14 protein-coding genes are annotated in these 15821 nt (G+C 62.6%); 8 read left to right on the forward strand and 6 right to left on the reverse strand.

The features are described 5' to 3' along the window. Positions 1-68: 68 nt before the first annotated feature. The 3 genes from ACFQND_RS08735 to ACFQND_RS08745 all read left to right on the forward strand — a co-directional run bounded on the left by ACFQND_RS08735 (position 69) and on the right by ACFQND_RS08745 (position 2481). The gene (locus ACFQND_RS08735) at positions 69-1274 is read left to right on the forward strand and encodes an esterase-like activity of phytase family protein (RefSeq protein ID WP_371436760.1); all 1206 of its coding nucleotides are present in this window, start codon (positions 69-71) and stop codon (positions 1272-1274) included. 6 nt (positions 1275-1280) lie between these two features. Further along, positions 1281-2114 (forward strand): pyrroline-5-carboxylate reductase, encoded by an 834-nt coding sequence (gene proC, locus ACFQND_RS08740; RefSeq protein WP_371436759.1) that lies wholly within the window; start codon positions 1281-1283, stop codon positions 2112-2114. Between the two features lie 133 nt (positions 2115-2247). Further along, positions 2248-2481 carry a hypothetical protein gene (locus tag ACFQND_RS08745; RefSeq protein WP_371436758.1) on the forward strand — a complete coding sequence of 78 codons (234 nt, stop codon included), beginning with the start codon at positions 2248-2250 and terminating at the stop codon, positions 2479-2481. Positions 2482-2606: 125 nt separating this feature from the next. Here ACFQND_RS08745 and ubiA read toward each other — a convergent pair whose 3' ends face one another. The 4 genes from ubiA to recG all read right to left on the reverse strand — a co-directional run bounded on the left by ubiA (position 2607) and on the right by recG (position 8113). After that, positions 2607-3467 (reverse strand): 4-hydroxybenzoate octaprenyltransferase, encoded by an 861-nt coding sequence (ubiA, locus tag ACFQND_RS08750; RefSeq protein ID WP_371436757.1) that lies wholly within the window; start codon positions 3465-3467, stop codon positions 2607-2609. A gap of 13 nt (positions 3468-3480) precedes the next feature. Beyond that, positions 3481-3981: a Dps family protein gene (locus tag ACFQND_RS08755; RefSeq protein ID WP_371436756.1), complete on the reverse strand. Its 501-nt coding sequence runs from the start codon at positions 3979-3981 to the stop codon at positions 3481-3483. A gap of 121 nt (positions 3982-4102) precedes the next feature. Beyond that, positions 4103-5086 (reverse strand): LysR substrate-binding domain-containing protein, encoded by a 984-nt coding sequence (locus ACFQND_RS08760; RefSeq protein WP_371436755.1) that lies wholly within the window; start codon positions 5084-5086, stop codon positions 4103-4105. An 870-nt stretch (positions 5087-5956) separates the two neighbouring features. Beyond that, the gene (gene recG / locus ACFQND_RS08765; RefSeq protein WP_371438989.1) at positions 5957-8113 is read right to left on the reverse strand and encodes an ATP-dependent DNA helicase RecG; all 2157 of its coding nucleotides are present in this window, start codon (positions 8111-8113) and stop codon (positions 5957-5959) included. A 17-nt stretch (positions 8114-8130) separates the two neighbouring features. On the opposite strand from recG, the gene queA reads away from it, so the two are divergent. The 5 genes from queA to ACFQND_RS08790 are packed head-to-tail and all read left to right on the forward strand — an operon-like array spanning position 8131 to position 13912. Next, entirely contained in the window at positions 8131-9183 is a 1053-nt protein-coding gene (gene queA / locus ACFQND_RS08770) for a tRNA preQ1(34) S-adenosylmethionine ribosyltransferase-isomerase QueA (protein ID WP_371438990.1), read from the forward strand. A gap of 30 nt (positions 9184-9213) precedes the next feature. Then, the gene (tgt, locus tag ACFQND_RS08775) at positions 9214-10377 is read left to right on the forward strand and encodes a tRNA guanosine(34) transglycosylase Tgt (RefSeq protein WP_371438991.1); all 1164 of its coding nucleotides are present in this window, start codon (positions 9214-9216) and stop codon (positions 10375-10377) included. Positions 10378-10380: 3 nt separating this feature from the next. After that, positions 10381-11631 carry a glycosyltransferase family 9 protein gene (locus ACFQND_RS08780; RefSeq protein WP_371438992.1) on the forward strand — a complete coding sequence of 417 codons (1251 nt, stop codon included), beginning with the start codon at positions 10381-10383 and terminating at the stop codon, positions 11629-11631. Beyond that, on the forward strand, positions 11628-12143 hold the full coding sequence (locus ACFQND_RS08785; RefSeq protein WP_371438993.1) for a GtrA family protein: 516 nt from the start codon (positions 11628-11630) through the stop codon (positions 12141-12143). The genes ACFQND_RS08780 and ACFQND_RS08785 overlap by 4 nt, the downstream gene beginning before the upstream one ends. Then, positions 12143-13912 (forward strand): ArnT family glycosyltransferase, encoded by a 1770-nt coding sequence (locus tag ACFQND_RS08790; protein ID WP_371438994.1) that lies wholly within the window; start codon positions 12143-12145, stop codon positions 13910-13912. The genes ACFQND_RS08785 and ACFQND_RS08790 overlap by 1 nt, the downstream gene beginning before the upstream one ends. 3 nt (positions 13913-13915) lie before the next feature. On the opposite strand, the gene ACFQND_RS08795 is transcribed toward ACFQND_RS08790, so the two are convergent. Beyond that, complete coding sequence (locus ACFQND_RS08795) at positions 13916-14965, reverse strand: serine endopeptidase (RefSeq protein WP_371438995.1); 1050 nt, start codon at positions 14963-14965, stop codon at positions 13916-13918. Between the two features lie 36 nt (positions 14966-15001). Further along, on the reverse strand, positions 15002-15817 hold the full coding sequence (locus tag ACFQND_RS08800; RefSeq protein WP_371438996.1) for a DUF2145 domain-containing protein: 816 nt from the start codon (positions 15815-15817) through the stop codon (positions 15002-15004). Positions 15818-15821: the final 4 nt, after the last annotated feature.

A 15821-nucleotide genomic window follows, 5' to 3' on the forward strand; every position in this document is an offset into this window, starting at 1 on the left:
CAAGGCGTAAAGACATCACTTTCCCCAGCTACCATTGCGGACTGACCCGTAAAGTACCCGAAAGCACCATGCCCCCTGCCCCAAATACCGGCGCCGCACTGACCCGGCGCCAATTGCTCCTGGCCACAGGCGCCAGCGCCATGCTGGGCCTGACGGGCTGCGCGCCAACCACCCCCGTCACGGCTACGCCAGCGGTGCCGGCTTCGCCACCCAGCGCCCGGCTGCGCCTGATAGGCGAGGCCAGGCTGCCCAGCCGCCTGCAGTTCCAGGGCACCACCGTGGGCGGCCTGTCGGGCATTGACTACGACCCGGCCAGCGGCCAGTATTTTTTGCTCAGCGACGACGGCTCCAGCCGCAATCCGGCCCGCTTTTACACGGCAAAAATCCCGCTGGATGCCGACCATCTGGGCCAGCCGGAGATCACCGGCGTGACCAGCCTGCGCCAGGCCGACGGCTCGGCCTACCCGGCCATTTTGCGGGGCCGCGAAGTGCTGGACCCGGAGTCCATACGCTGGCGCGCGGCCAGCCAGACGCTGTTCTGGACCAGCGAAGGCAATGCGCTGGCAGGTGTGGCACCGTCTCTGAGTGAAACCCGGCTGGACGGCACGCTGCTGCGCAAATTTGCCCTGCCTGCGATGTTTGACTTCGGCCTCCTGCAAGGGCCGCGCAGCAACCTCACCTTCGAGGGCCTGACGCTCACGCCCGATGGCAACAGCGCCTGGATTTCAATGGAAGGCCCCATGCTGCAGGACGGCCCCCTGCCGACCGTGCAGGCACCGGGCGGGCCCTGCCGGTTTACCCAGATCGATCTCGCCAGCGGCCGCGCGCTGCGGCAGATCGCCTACATTCCCGATGCGATTCCGCATGCGCCTGTGCCGCCCGCCACCCGCGCCGACAACGGCATCAGCGAAATCCTGATGCTGGACGCGGACCGCATGCTGGTGCTGGAACGCGCCTACATGGCCGGCTACGGCACGGACGCCAGCAACTCGCTGCGCCTGTACCTGATCGACACGCGGCAAGGCTCCGACACGCTGGCCCTGCCCGCCCTGCAGGGCGCGGCCTACCAGCCGGTGAACAAACTCCTGCTGGCTGATTTCTCGGCTTTCATCGGTCCGGGCACCGGCCGGCGGCTTGAGCGGCTGGACAATACCGAAGGCATGACCTGGGGGCCGCGACTGCCCAACGGCAACCGCAGCCTTGTTTTTATCAGCGACGACAATTTCAATACCCGGCAAATCACCCAGTTGCTGGCCTTTGAATTTTTTGATTGACCACCCATGACTTCCTCATCCAGCACCAGTGACCACATCGCCTTCATAGGCGGCGGCAACATGGCCAGCGCCATCATTGGCGGCCTGCTCAAGCAGGGAACGGCCGCCGGCCACATCCAGGTTGTAGAGCCGTTTGAGGAGCAGCGCAGCAAACTCAAAAAGCAGTTCGGCGTTCAAACCAGTGAAGGCCCCAGCGCGCAGCTGGCCAGCGCCGCCCTGGTGGTCTGGGCCGTCAAACCCCAGACCTTCAAGGAAGCGGCGCTGCAAACCCGTTTTCACACCAAACACGCCTTGCACCTGAGCGTGGCCGCGGGCATACGCTCGGACAGCATCGCGCACTGGCTGGGCACCGAGCGCGTGGTGCGCTCCATGCCCAACACGCCGGCACTGGTGGGCCAGGGCATGACGGCCCTGTTCGCGCGCAGCGCCGTCACGGCGGCTGACCGGCTGGCGGTGGAGCGCGTGATCAAGACCACCGGCGAATATGTCTGGCTGGACGAGGAAACCCACCTGGATGCCGTCACGGCAATTTCAGGCTCCGGCCCGGCCTATGTCTTTTATTTCATCGAGGCCATGATCGATGCCGGCACGGGCATGGGCCTGTCCCGCGAGCAGGCGCACAAGCTGGCGGTAGGCACGTTTGTGGGCTCATCGGCCCTGGCCAGGGCATCCGACGAGCCGCCTGAAATCCTGCGCGCCAGGGTCACCTCCAAAGGCGGCACCACTTACGCCGCCCTGACCTCCATGGAGCAGGACCACGTCAAGCTGCTTTTTATACGGGCCATGCACGCCGCGAAACAACGGGCCCGGGAACTGGGCGACGAGTTTGGCTCGGCCTGAAGCCCCGGCCGGCATTTCCCGGTCAACCGGAATTTACCCAAGGGCGTTAAGGAAATGTCCTGCTGCCGCCGTTAGCCCTGAAGTTAGCGACAGAGGCGAAAAAAGCAAAATCTATCAATTCACTGGAGTCACCATGAAAAAATTCCTGTCCATCCTCGCAAGCGCTGCTGTTCTGGCCATGCCACTGGCTGTGATCTCCACACCGGCATCCGCCCAAACCGGCGGCGCCCCGGCAGCTGCTCCTGCCGCTGCACCAGCAGCCGCTCCCGCTGCTGCACCCGCAAAAGCCAAGGCAAAGGCCAAACCAAAACACAAAGCCAAGCACAAGGCAAAAGCCAAAGCCAAGGCCGCACCAAAAGCCGCCTGATCAAGGCAGCGCACAGGCTGACCTGCCGGGGCGACCCGGCAGCCAGGCCCAAGCCACAAAAAAGCCCGCTTTCCGCGGGCTTTTTCTTTTGTGCCCCTGGCACTCGCAAGGGCTGACTCAAAAGCTCAAGCCACCAGCCAGGAGCCGGCAATGCCGGTAAACACCGTGAACCCCAGCCAGTGGTTGAGGCGAAAGGCCTTGAAGCAATCGTCACGCTCGCGTTTTCGGATCAGCCAGCCATGCCACAGCGCCTGCAGCCCGGCGACGGCAATCGCTATTAAATATATAGCTGACTGCGCAGGTACAACGGGGGCCAAAGCCCAGATCAGCAGATAAAACAGGTAACAGAGCATGACCGCAGCCACGTCAAAGCGCCCCAGGGTGATGGCGGAGGTTTTCATGCCTATGCGCAGGTCGTCATCGCGGTCCACCATGGCGTACTCGGTGTCGTAGGCAATCACCCAGAACAGGTTGCCGAACAAAAGCACCCAGGCCAGCATGGGCACGCGCGACTGCACAGCGGCAAAGGCCATAGGGATGCCGAAGCTGAAAGCCACGCCCAGCACCGCTTGCGGCATGGAGACATAACGTTTGGCAAATGGGTAGATCAGCGTGACGGCCAGTGCGGCAAAAGACCACTGGATCGCAGCAATATTTGTCGTCAGCACCAGCCCGAAAGCCAGCAGCGCCAGCACGGCACCCACCAGCAGGGCTTCCCTGCTGGAGAGCCTGCCGCTGGTCACGGGCCGCTGCGCCGTACGTTTGACGTGGCGGTCAAAGTCGCGATCAGCCACATCGTTGAGGCAGCAGCCCGCGCTGCGCATCAAAAAGGTCCCCAGCGTGAACACCAGCACCAAGTGCCAGCCGGGAAAGCCATGCGCTGCCACCCACAGCGCCGACAGCGTGGGCCAGAGCAAAAGCAGCCAACCGGCCGGGCGGTCCCAACGGATCAGCTGGAGGTAGAGATCGAGTTTTTGCTTTAACAAGCCAGGACGCCCTTCACTCTTCCAGGAGCGAGCGCAGCATCCACGCGGTCTGCTCATGCACGGTGAGCCGCTGCGTCAGCAAATCGGCCGTCGGCTCGTCGCTGGCCTTGTCGGCAAGCGGAAACAGTTCGCGCGCGGTGCGTGCCACCGCTTCATGGCCCTGCACCAGGATGCGCACCATTTCAAGGGCTTTGGGCGGCGTGGCAGGTGCATCGGGAATCGAAGCCAGCTTGCTGAACTGCGCATAAGAGCCGGGCGCCGGATGGCCCAGCGAACGGATGCGCTCGGCCACCGGGTCCACCGCGGCCCACAGCTCGGTGTACTGCGTCATGAACATCAGGTGCAGGGTGTTGAACATCGGCCCCGTCACGTTCCAGTGAAAGTTGTGCGTCGTGAGGTACAGCGTGTAGGTGTCGGCCAGCAGGCGGCTCAGCCCCTTGGCAATCGCCGCGCGGTCTTTTTCGCTGATGCCGATGTTGATGGAAGGCGCTGGTTTGGCTGAGGCTTTGGCCATGGTTTTTCCTTTTTTTGAAAACGACTTGAGAGTAACTCTGCTGGAACGGTGACTTTACAAAATCAGGCCGGGCACGGCAACCGCCGCAGGCTATGGCAGCGATAGACGCCCCAAAGACGCCTCAGGACAGCCGGGTCACACCCGGCAGCTCGCAGGCATAAACGGCGTTGCGCAGCGCGGCAATGGCCTCGTAGCGCGTGAAGCTGCGGCGCCAGGCCAGCACCACGCGCCGGCTAGGGATATGCCCGTCAAAAGGCAGGTATTTGATGAACGACGGCTGCTCCGCCGCCACTTTCGATTTGCTTTTGCCGCCTTTTTTGCCGGCAGACTGCTCGGCCAGCGCCTCCTTGGGCACGCTCAGGCGCGGCACCAGCGTGATACCCATGCCGGCAGCCACCATGTGCTTGATGGTCTCCAGCGAGGAGCCTTCAAAACTCTTGCTGATGCCGTCGGCACTGCTGGAAAAACGCGCAAACTCCGGGCAAACCTCCAGCACATGGTCGCGAAAGCAATGCCCATTGCCAAGCAACAGCATGGTTTCCTTCTTGATTTCTTCAGCCGTGATGCTGGTGCGCGCCGCCAGCGGGTGCGCACTGGGCACCGCCGCCATGAAAGGCTCGTCATACAGCGGCGCAATCGCCAGGTTGGTGTCCGGGAAAGGCTCGGCCAGGATGGCGCAGTCGATCTCGCCGTTGCGCAACTCCTCCAGCAGCTTGACGGTGAAGTTCTCCTGCAGCATCAGCGGCATTTGCGGCGTATGCGCAATCGCCTGGCGCACCAGATCCGGCAGCAGGTAGGGGCCAATCGTGTAGATCACCCCCAGCCGCAGCGCGCCGGCCAGCGGGTCCTTGCCGCGCTTGGCGATCTCACGGATGTTGTCGGCCTGCTCCAGCACGCTCTGCGCCTGGCGCACGATCTCTTCACCCAGCGGGGTGACGGTGATTTCATTGGCGTTGCGCTCAAAAAGCTTGACCTGGAGTTCCTCCTCAAGCTTCTTGATGGCGACGCTGAGGGTGGGCTGCGAGACGTGACAGGCGTCGGCGCCCTTGCCGAAGTGCTTTTCCCGGGCTACGGCGACTATGTATTTGAGTTCGGTCAGCGTCATGGGCTTATTGTGCGGCTTTTCGGAGCTGCCCGCGATGGTCTCTTCCGGGTCTGTTTGAGTTTTGATGCTGTGCCCTTCATGACCAGGCCGGGTCTCACCCCGGCGGGCGACTCACTTTCTCTTGGCTTCTGCCCAAGAGAAAGTAAGCAAAGAGAAGGCGACCCGCAGTCTGGGTCCCTTCACTTCGTTACGGGCAACCTGCGCTGCTCGATTCCGGCGGCGGTCCAAACAACTCGCCTGCGGCTCAAACAAGTTTGGCCCGACCTTCCGCCTCCATCTGCGCTGCTCGGCCCAGCCAGGACGGGCTTTAGGGAAAACAAATTCGGGGAGCAGAACGCGATGCGTTCTGCGAAACCCGGCCCTGTATTTTTTCCCGATCCCGCAGTGCCGTTCTGGCAGGGCTGAGCAGCACAGGGGGAGACGGATAAAAATTTCAGATGTCCGAAGGCTGCGCAGCAGACAAGTTTCTGAAATTTCCGGCTCTTCCGAGCACCGCAAGGTATCGCGAAGCGACCCTGACTGCGGCTCGCCTTTTCTTTGGTTACTTTCTTTTGGCGAAGCAAAAGAAAGTGACTAGCCGCCGGGCTACCCCCGGCCTGCCAGTGAAGGGCAACACACCCAAACCAGCGAAGGCTTCGACAAGCTCAGCCCGAACGGTTGATTGGCCGCTATAAATTCAATAGCTGGCCACGCACAACAACATTGGGCCAGCAGCCTATTCAACTACCAAAAATGCCGTACTGAAGCCAGATTCAGCCCCACAAACCAGAAAAAGCGCATCTCAAGCCCCCAAAGAGCCCTTTTCAAGCACAAAGCAGGGCCCTGACCCAACAGGAACAAGCGCAATCAGCTATCAATTAAATAGCAATTTCAGGCCTTCAAAAACTCAGCCTTGCCCCCAAGCCAGCGCAAAATATGCCGATGCGCCAACTCGGCATGCCGGTCCAGCATCCGGGGCGCCAGATCCCGCGCCCAGGCCAGCCAGTCCGCATCCTCCTCCAGGTCCGCAAAGCGCAGCAAAGGCGCACCCGACTGCCGGGCCCCCAGAAACTCGCCGGGCCCGCGAATCTCCAGGTCGCGCCGGGCGATTTCAAAGCCGTCGTTTGTCTCCACCATCGCCTTGAGCCTGGCCCGGGCCATCTCACCCAGCCGCGGCGCATCGCCGGTTGAATACAACAACACGCAGGCAGAAGCCGCAGCCCCGCGCCCGACCCGGCCGCGCAGTTGATGCAGTTGCGACAGGCCAAAACGCTCGGCATGCTCGACCACCATCAGCGAGGCATTCGGCACATCCACGCCGACCTCGATCACCGTGGTGCTGACCAGCACGCCCATCAGCCCGTCGGTAAACAGCCCCATCACGGCTTTTTTCTCGGCGACCGACATGCGCGAATGCAGCAGGCCGACCAGCACGCCGGGCAAGGCGTTGCTCAGGGCCTCGTGCGTGTGCGTGGCGTTGACCAGGTCAACCGATTCACTTTCTTCAATCAGCGGGCAAACCCAGTACACCTGCCGGCCCTCAGCCAGCTGGCCGCGAATGCGTTCTATCACCTCGTCACGGCGCGCATCGTTGACGACCTTGGTCACGATGGGCGTACGGCCGGGCGGCAACTCGTCAATCGTCGACACATCCAGGTCGGCGTAATAACTCATGGCCAAAGTGCGTGGGATCGGTGTGGCGGTCATCATCAGCAGGTGTGGTTCCTCCCCGCCCTCGCTCATCTTGCTGCGCAGGGCCAGCCGCTGCGCCACGCCAAAGCGGTGCTGCTCGTCGATGATGGCCAGCGCCAGGTTTTTGAAAACAACCTTGTCCTGGATCACCGCATGCGTGCCCACCACCAGCGCCGCCTCGCCGCTGGCGATCATGGCCAGCGATTCGCGCCGCTCTTTTGCCTTCTGGCTGCCGGTGAGCCATACGGTCCTGATGCCCAGCGGCTCCAGCCAGGCAATGAGTTTGCGGAAATGCTGCTCCGCCAGGATCTCCGTGGGCGCCATCAGGGCGCACTGCCAGCCGGCGTCCATGCAACGCACCGCCGCCAGCGCCGCCACCACGGTCTTGCCGGAGCCCACATCGCCCTGCAGCAGGCGGTGCATGGGGATGTTTTTCTGCAGGTCAAGCGCTATCTCGGCGCAAACCCGCTGCTGCGCTGCCGTGAGCCGAAACGGCAAGCGCTCCAGCAACTGCTCATAAAGCGTGCACTGCGGTCCCTGCAGGGAGGCACCATCTGCGGCGGGTCCGCGCATCGCCGGACCGCTGAGGGCCGGGGCGCGCATCGCAGCCCGCACGCGCCTGGCCTGCAGCTGCGACAGCTGCTGGGCCAGCAATTCTTCGGCCTTCAGGCGCTGCCAGGCCGGATGGCTGTGGTCTTCAAGCGTGGAAAGTGCCACATCCGGCGTCGGGTGGTGCAAAAACTGTAGCGCGTCGCGCAGGCTCAACAAGGGCTGCGAGGGTGTTTTCCTTAAAAATGGGGCAGGAATGGTCTCACTCAGGTCGGCCCGGCCGAGACCGCCCAGCACGGCCCTGCGCAAATAGGCCTGGGGCAAACCGGCCACGGTGGAATACACCGGCGTCAACGCGCCCGGCAGTTCACCGCCCGCCAGCTTGAAGCTGGGATGCACCATTTCACGGCCCACAAAACCGCCCCGGATCTCGCCGCGCACACGCACGCGGGCCCCGACGCTCAGGGTTTTCTGGTGCGAAGGGTAAAAATTGATGAAGCGCAGCACACAGGTGTCGCTGCCGTCATCTATGGTCACACGCAACTGGCGGCGCGGCCGGAAGGTGACTTCGCTGTGTGTAATCTGGCCCTCGATTTGCACCATATCGCCGTCGCGCGCGTCTTTCAGCATCACGATGCGGGTTTCGTCTTCGTAACGCAGCGGCAGGTGCAAGGCCAGGTCGATGTCGCGGCGCAAGCCCATTTTTTCGAGCGCCTTCTGCGGCTGCGATTTGGGCGCTGCCACGGCCTGCGTTTTGGCCGCAGGGGCCGGGGCTGTTGGTGGGGCCTGTTTGGCAGGTGGCGGCATGGGACAATTGTGCCTTCATGAAGACGCATTTCAGCCTCAGTGATTTTGATTTCACACTCCCCGAAGAACTCATCGCCCAGCACCCCGCCGCCGAGCGCAGCGCCTCGCGCCTGCTGGACGGGCGTGAACCCGCACTCGTAGACCGGCGGTTTACCGACCTGCCGGGGCTGCTGATGCCGGGCGACCTGCTGGTGTTCAACGACACCAGGGTGGTCAAGGCGCGGCTGTTCGGGCAAAAATCCAGCGGCGGCCGGCTGGAGTTGCTGATCGAGCGCGTGCTGTCACACCATGCTGATGCCGGCCATGAAGTCGCGGCCCACATGAAGGTCAGCAAAAAGCCCCTCCCCGGCGCCGTGATGCAGATGGACGGTGGTTTTACCGCCACCCTGCTGGGCCGCTGGCCGAATGCTGACGGGCCGCTGTACCGCTTTCGCATGAGCAGCGACCCCTATGCCCTGATGGCGCAGCACGGCCATGTGCCGCTGCCGCCTTACATCACCCACACTGATTCGGCAGATGACGAGCAGCGTTACCAGACGGTGTTTGCCAGGGCTCCCGGCGCGGTCGCCGCGCCTACAGCGGCACTGCATTTTGACGAAGCCGTGCTGGCGCAACTGGAGGCACGCGGCATACAGCGCGCCAATGTGACCCTGCATGTAGGCGCCGGCACCTTCCAGCCCGTGAAGGCGGAGAACATCGCCGACCACGTGATGCATTTCGAGCGTTTTGAGGTGCCGTCCGCCACGCTGCAGGCGATTGCCGACTGCAAGGCGGGCGGCGGACGGGTGGTGGCCGTTGGGACCACCACGGTCAGGGCGCTGGAATCGAACGCCAAATTCGGCCCGGACTGCAATGACACCAATATCTTCATCACGCCGGGTTTTGAATTCGCCGTGGTGGACCTGCTGCTGACCAACTTCCACCTGCCCAAAAGCACCCTGATGATGCTGGTCAGCGCGTTTTCGGGTTACGAGCACATCATGGCACTGTACCGGCATGCGATTGCCCAGCGTTACCGTTTTTTCAGCTATGGGGATTCCATGCTGCTGGCGCGAAAACCCGCGGCCTGACGGGAAAAGCACACCTGCGACAATTGACCGATGCTTGAATTTGAAGTCCTGAAAACCGACCCGGCCGGCACCGAAAGCCAGGGTGCCTACCTCGGCACCCATGCCCGGCGCGGCAAACTGACGCTCAACCACGGCGTTGTGCAAACCCCCATCTTCATGCCGGTAGGCACGTATGGCACCGTCAAGGGCGTGATGCCGCAGTCGCTGCACGACATGGGTGCGCAAATCATCCTGGGCAACACCTTTCATTTGTGGATGCGGCCCGGGCTGGACATCATGAAACAGTTTGGCGGCCTGCACAAATTCGAAAGCTGGCAAAAACCCATACTGACCGACAGCGGCGGTTTCCAGGTCTGGTCCCTCGGCGAGATGCGCAAGATTTCGGAAGAGGGCGTGAAGTTTGCATCGCCCGTCAACGGCGACAAACTCTTTCTGACGCCCGAGATCTCCATGCAGATCCAGACCATACTGAACAGCGACATCGTCATGCAGTTTGACGAATGCACGCCTTACGACACCAAGGGCCACATCACCACCGAAGCCGAGGCGCGCTCCTCCATGGAGCTGAGCCGGCGCTGGGCCAAACGCTGCGAGGACGAGTTTGAAAAACTCGGCAACCCCAATGCACTGTTCGGCATCGTGCAGGGCGGCATGTTTGAGAACCTGCGCCAGGAATCGCTGGACGCGCTGGTCGAGATGGACTTCCCCGGCTACGCGGTTGGCGGCGTCAGCGTGGGCGAGCCCAAGGAAGAGATGCAGCGCATCATGGCGCACACGCCGCACCGCCTGCCGGCCAACAAGCCGCGTTACCTGATGGGCGTGGGCACGCCGGAAGACCTGGTCGAAGGCGTGGGCGCTGGCGTCGACATGTTCGACTGCGTGATGCCGACGCGCAATGCACGCAACGGCCATATGTTCACGCGTTTTGGCGACCTGAAAATCCGCAATGCGCGTTACAAGTCCGAAGATGCACCCGTCGATGCGACCTGCAACTGCTACACCTGCCAAAACTTCAGCCGTGCCTATATGCACCACCTGGACCGCTGCGGCGAAATGCTGGGCCCCATGCTGTCGAGCATCCACAACCTGCACTACTACCTGAACCTGATGCAGGAAGTCCGCGATGCGCTGGACGCCGGACGCTTTGGCGCATTTGTGGTCCAGTTCCACGCCGACCGCAAGCGGGGCGTCTAGGCAATGAACATCAACGTTCAGCGCTGGATAGACCGCTGGGTGGGCATACCGTTGTGCGCGGCAGCCTCGCTGGCAAACGCCATCACCAGCCCGTTCAGGCCATCGGGTGTCGCAGACAAGGCGCCGCGCGCCATCGTGATCATCCTGCTGTCTGAAATGGGCAGCCTGGTGCTTGCGCACGACATGTTCACGCGCCTGAAAACACGCTACCCGGATGCGCAGCTGCACGCCCTGCTGTTCGGCAAGAACCGCGAAATCCTCGACCTCATGCAGGTGGTCGACCCTGCGCATGTGCACACGGTGGATGACAAATCGCTGTCCGGCCTGCTGTCCAGCCTCTGGAAGGCCGTCAAGGAACTGCGCCAGGCCCATGTGGACGTGGCGATTGACTGCGAGCTTTTTTCACGCATAAGCAGCCTGCTGTCCTTTGCCAGCGGCGCCTCGGTTCGTGTCGGCTTTCATCGCCACACACAGGAAGGCCTGTACCGCGGCTCGCACATCAACCGGCCGGTGCCCTACAACCCCTACCACCACATCAGCGCGCAGTTTCTGACGCTGGCACGCGCGATTGACTCAACGGCCGTGCCCAGGTCAAAACTGCCGGTGATGCTGGCCGGCAAAGCGCCGCCGCATGTGCAGCTGGACCCGGCCTTGAAGCCCGACATAGAACGCCGCCTGGCGCAGGACTTTCCGGCGATTGCCGGCAAGCCTCTGGTGCTGGTGTACCCGGGCGGCGGCATCCTGCCGATACGCGCCTGGCCGCTGGCCTCCTACACCACGCTGTGCGAAGGCCTGGTTGCCGACGGTTATGCCGTTGCCGTGATCGGGCTGAAGGATGACCGGGCGCTCGCGCAGCAACTGGTGGCCAATGTGAACCGGGCATTCCCGGCATCCTCAGGTAGCGCTGCGATTGACCTGACCGGCTATACCCGCTCGATTGCGGAATTGCTGGCGCTGTTTCATGTCGCCAAGTTGCTGGTGACCAATGATGGCGGGCCGGGCCAATTTGCCGCACTCACGCCCATCTGGACGCTGATGCTGTTCGGCCCCGAGACACCCGGCCTTTACGCACCGCTGACGCCTCGCTGCCACTCTTTTTACAGCCAGTACCCGTGCTCGCCCTGCCTGACCGCCTACAACCACCGCTCGTCTTACTGCGATGGCGACAACCAGTGCCTCAAGGTGATCGCCCCCGAAACGGTGCTGGCGAAGGCGCGTGAATGCCTGCAACAGGACCAGGCGGTAGCCGCATGAGCGTCTTGAGGAGCGTTGCCGAGAAATTGATTGCGCTTCTGCCGCCAAAGCTGCAGCCCATGGCGCGCTGGCGTTTTATCAAGTTCGGCCTGGTGGGGGCGAGCGGCACGGTGATCAACATTGCCGTGCTGGCCTTCTCGCAGGAGTTTTTGTTCCGGCACATTGCCGATTCGCATGACCGCCTGAACTACTCGATTGCACTGGCCATCACCATCGCGACCATAAGCAACTTCTACTGGAACCGCAGGATGACCTGGCATGACCGCCAGAACGCCGTGCAGCAGTCCGCGCTGGTGCTGTTTGCCAAGTATGTGATGGCGGCGGCACTCTCCATCCTCATCCAGTTCCTGGTGACGAAATGGCTGGCCATTTACCTGCATTACGCGATTGCCAACATCCTCGCGATTGCGCTGGCCAGCGCCTTCAACTTCCTGGCGAACGACCGGCTGACATTTCGCCGGCGCAAAAACGAGCCGCCCGATCCATCGGACTCACCCATCGGCCACCCATGATGAGCAGCCAGCAACAACCCAAAACCCGCATGCCTGGGCATTTGTTATGGCTGGCTCTGGCGCTGGTGGTGGCGCTCGGCTACCTGTTCCAGCTGGGCGGCGACCACATCCCGCGCAACGGTGATGAACTTGTTTACGCGCACATCGCACGCCTGACGGCCGAAAGCGGCCACTGGCTGCCGCTGGTGAGTTCTTACGACTTCATGCGCAACACCAAACCACCGCTGCTGTTCTGGCAGGCCATGCTGGCGGGCGGCTGGGGCGATCACTGGACGCTGTTAAACCTGCGTCTGCCCAGCGTGGTGTATATATGGGCCACGGCGCTTATGGCCGGCCTGCTGACCTGGAAGATTGTTCGTACCGGGGGCAATACCGCTGGCGCACAGCCCAACCACCAGGCCACGGTCATGGGCGCCATCGCGGCCATCGTCTTTCTTTCGTTTTTCAGCACCTACCGTTATGGCCGGCCCTACCTGACCAGCGCACCCGAAACCTTCTGGCTGTGCGGCGTGTTTTTTGCCCTGGCCTGGTCGCCTTCGCAACTGCTGGCGTCGCGCTGGAAGTTTCCGCTGGTGGCGGGCGTGGCCATAGGCATTGGCTGCCTCTACAAATCCTTTGCCATGGTCGCGCCTGTAGGCCTGGGGCTGGCGCTGTGTTACCAGGTACTGCATGCGCGCAAGGCGCCGTGGCAGGTCTTTCGCCGGGGCATTGTGTTCGACGGTTTCAAGGTGGCGGCCATCTGCGCCATCGCGCTGGCCGTGTTTGGCTTGTGGTTTGCAGTGGACCCGCTGCCCGGCGAGGTGTGGCGCGAATTTGTGGTCGGTGAAAACGCCGGCAAGTTCAAATCATCCCCCGGCTACCTCAAGCAGGCCTTTAGCGGCTCGGGCGGCATACTGACCATACTCACCGGCTATTTCGTCAATGCCGGCCTGCTGTTTCCGCTGTCGGTGGGCTGCGTCTGGACCGCATGGCGCAGCTACCGCCTGCGCCGGGGCACAGCACAAACCATCAGCGATGGCGAAAAAGTCCTGTGGCTCTGGCTGCTGGCACTGGCGCTGGTGTTCATGCTGCCCGACCAGCGCTCTGCACGCTATCTGATTCCGGCCATGCCGGCCGTGGCGGTGCTGATCGCGCTGTACTGGGAACGTATCGCACGCATATGGTTCAGCCTGACGCTGCTGTTCTGCCTGCTGGGCGCGATGGCGATGGGGCTGATTGCTTATGGCGCGGTGCGTGCCACGCAAGACCTGGGGGCCTATTCACCGCTGTTCTGGTTGCTGCTGCTCCTGACAGCCATCGCCTGCGTTTTCGGTTTCGCAAAAAAAGAGGCCGCCAGGCCGATGACGGCCATCGCCGGTTTTGCTGTGTTGTTTGCGCTGGCCTGGACCACCGCGCCATTCAATGGCGCGCTGGGTCACTTCCGCCCCGAAACCATTGCAAAGATGAAAGGGCAGCAAATCAGCGTGCCCAACAACTTCAACGGCCAGTTTGAGCGTTACCAGTTCCTGCTCCCGGGCGCAAAAATCGTTGCCTACGATGCACCACAGCCGGTGGACTACACGGACGCCGAAGTCCAGGTCCTGTTCAAAACCAGCCGCTACGCACTGGTCGCGCGGCGTGCAGGACAGGCACCTTGTGCGCAGTGCCGCATCATTGACGTGCGCTGGGATGTGCGTTCGCGGCAGGACCCGAAAGAAGGTACCTGGGCCGCGATCACCAGCCCCGAGACCTTCTGGTACGCCAAAGAATACCTGGTGGAACGGCCCTGAAATTCAGGCAGCCTTGTGCTGGCCGCTGACCGTGCCGCAGGCATGGCAGAACTTCGCAAACGCACTCTTGCGCGTCGTGCATTTGAGGCAATGGTCAAACAGGCCTATGCCGCAATGCGGGCAAAAATCAATTTCCGGGTTCTTCAGGTCGACGGCGCGCTCGCAGCCCGGGCAGACCCCCTTGGACAGGCGCGTCAGTGCGGTGTCGTAACTGAGTTCTTCGCGGCGCTGCACATCGGGTAGCTGTTCAGCCAGTTTCTGCTTTTCAAGGTAACGGTTCAGCGCCACGATGGCCTGCCTGCCCACCAGCACCGTGACCACGATCCCGACGATGTAGCGCACATAACCGCCATAACTCGGCAGGTAGGGCACCAGTTCGACAAAAAACGCAAACAGGGCAAAGATGACAAAACCCCAGACAAAAGGCCAGTAGGTGCCCTTGCGCTTTTTCACAAACAGCCAGCCGGCCACCACCAGCAGGGGAAGTGTCAGCGCCAGGCGGTACAAAAAGACGCGCAACTCCACGCGGCGGTACTCAGCATTGAGCTGCTGCTGCGCCACCTGCTGCAGCTCGTCCAGTTTGCGGCGCTCGCGCTGGGCCGTCTGCTGCGCATCCAGTGCGGCCTGCTGCTGGGCTTCAACCGCCACACCGGCGGCACGCTCCTTGTCCTTCAGGGCGTCCAGCGCCCGGGTGCGCGCCAGCAGTTCCGGGTCCTGGTCGGCCTGCTGCGTGGCGCGGCGGGTTGACAGCCAGTTGTTAAAGGTCTCGCGGGCCGCAGCGGAATCGGCTTGGGCAGCCCGGCGCTTGAGCTGCGCCTGCTGCAACGCTTCATCGGCATCCCGCCCGGCACGCTCGGCATTCTTGATGCTGTTGCGCAACGCACTTGTGGTGCCAGCATCCATGTAGTCATCCAGCGAGAGCTTTTTTTCCACCTGTGGCAGGTCGCCCACCAGCGTGCCACCCAGGCCAATCAGGAATCCGGCAAACACGATGGCCACCAGCCAGAGGCCGCGGTGCATCCATTTTTCTGTCAGTCGCAGGGACTTGCTCATAAGGGCTCCATTTCCTGAAAAGAAGAGTATTGCCGATTACAGCCTGACGCTGACCGGCGGTTTGCCGGGCGCGGCAAATTGTGCACGCGGCAGCCAGTCAAAAACCGAATCAACCGTGACCGTTTCGATGCGGTCTGAAAACCGCTTCTCGCTGGGGTGGTCGTCAAACGCCACATTGGCAGCCGTCAGGCGCCCGCCCAGCCGAGTCAAAGGGCCAAGCGTGAGGACAGCCGGCTGGTAGCCCTTGAACTGCAGCCAGGCCTGCGCCTGTTCACGCGTCCTGACTTGCGGCTCCATCGCCGCGGCAATGGTTTCAATCGCCCACTGGTTGGACTGCTGGTACTTGCGGCCCCAGGCGTAACTCACGATGCTGTAGCGCTTGTGGTGCAGGCTGATGGCCCGGGCCGGGTCCTGCAGCAGGACCAGCAGCCGCGCCTGGACTTCCGGCGTGGGCGCCACCCAGGCGGCTTCGAAACGCCACAGGTCATCCAGGAAAAACTCGCCCAAACCCTGGCGGTAAATGGCCGATTCGCTGGTGCCGCATTCGTTGAGCTTGTGCAGCACGCGCCAGGTCGTCCCGCCCTGGCCGTCGGGTTGCTGCCAGGCCAGCCCCAGGTGCGAATAACGCACGCCGTATTTGCCCAGGTCCTGCCCGGCCCGCGCCAGCAGCACGACTTTTTCACCGCTGGCGTTGAGCGCGGCCTGGGTTTTTTCGGCCAGCGCCAAGCCGCGCTCCACCGTTTGCAGCGTGGTCTTTTTGGCATCGCAGGAACGCCCGGCATGGGCTGCCGGGCAAAGCAGCAGGCTGCCGGTCAACAGCCCTGCCGACAGGAATTGCATCAATGCTTTCATGGCC

The organism is Polaromonas aquatica (assembly GCF_042659145.1).
Taxonomy (GTDB): Bacteria; Pseudomonadota; Gammaproteobacteria; order Burkholderiales; family Burkholderiaceae_C; genus Polaromonas; species Polaromonas aquatica.

Coding starts and splice junctions, on each gene's coding strand:
- ACFQND_RS08785 (WP_371438993.1), top strand. CDS start 11,628: ATGAGCGTCTTGAGGAGCGTTGCCGAGAAATTGATTGCGCTTCTGCCG.
- recG (WP_371438989.1), bottom strand. CDS start 8,113: ATGCCGCCACCTGCCAAACAGGCCCCACCAACAGCCCCGGCCCCTGCG.
- ACFQND_RS08780 (WP_371438992.1), top strand. CDS start 10,381: ATGAACATCAACGTTCAGCGCTGGATAGACCGCTGGGTGGGCATACCG.
- ACFQND_RS08760 (WP_371436755.1), bottom strand. CDS start 5,086: ATGACGCTGACCGAACTCAAATACATAGTCGCCGTAGCCCGGGAAAAG.
- ACFQND_RS08790 (WP_371438994.1), top strand. CDS start 12,143: ATGAGCAGCCAGCAACAACCCAAAACCCGCATGCCTGGGCATTTGTTA.
- ACFQND_RS08795 (WP_371438995.1), bottom strand. CDS start 14,965: ATGAGCAAGTCCCTGCGACTGACAGAAAAATGGATGCACCGCGGCCTC.
- ACFQND_RS08800 (WP_371438996.1), bottom strand. CDS start 15,817: ATGAAAGCATTGATGCAATTCCTGTCGGCAGGGCTGTTGACCGGCAGC.
- ACFQND_RS08735 (WP_371436760.1), top strand. CDS start 69: ATGCCCCCTGCCCCAAATACCGGCGCCGCACTGACCCGGCGCCAATTG.
- proC (WP_371436759.1), top strand. CDS start 1,281: ATGACTTCCTCATCCAGCACCAGTGACCACATCGCCTTCATAGGCGGC.
- queA (WP_371438990.1), top strand. CDS start 8,131: ATGAAGACGCATTTCAGCCTCAGTGATTTTGATTTCACACTCCCCGAA.
- tgt (WP_371438991.1), top strand. CDS start 9,214: ATGCTTGAATTTGAAGTCCTGAAAACCGACCCGGCCGGCACCGAAAGC.
- ACFQND_RS08755 (WP_371436756.1), bottom strand. CDS start 3,981: ATGGCCAAAGCCTCAGCCAAACCAGCGCCTTCCATCAACATCGGCATC.
- ACFQND_RS08745 (WP_371436758.1), top strand. CDS start 2,248: ATGAAAAAATTCCTGTCCATCCTCGCAAGCGCTGCTGTTCTGGCCATG.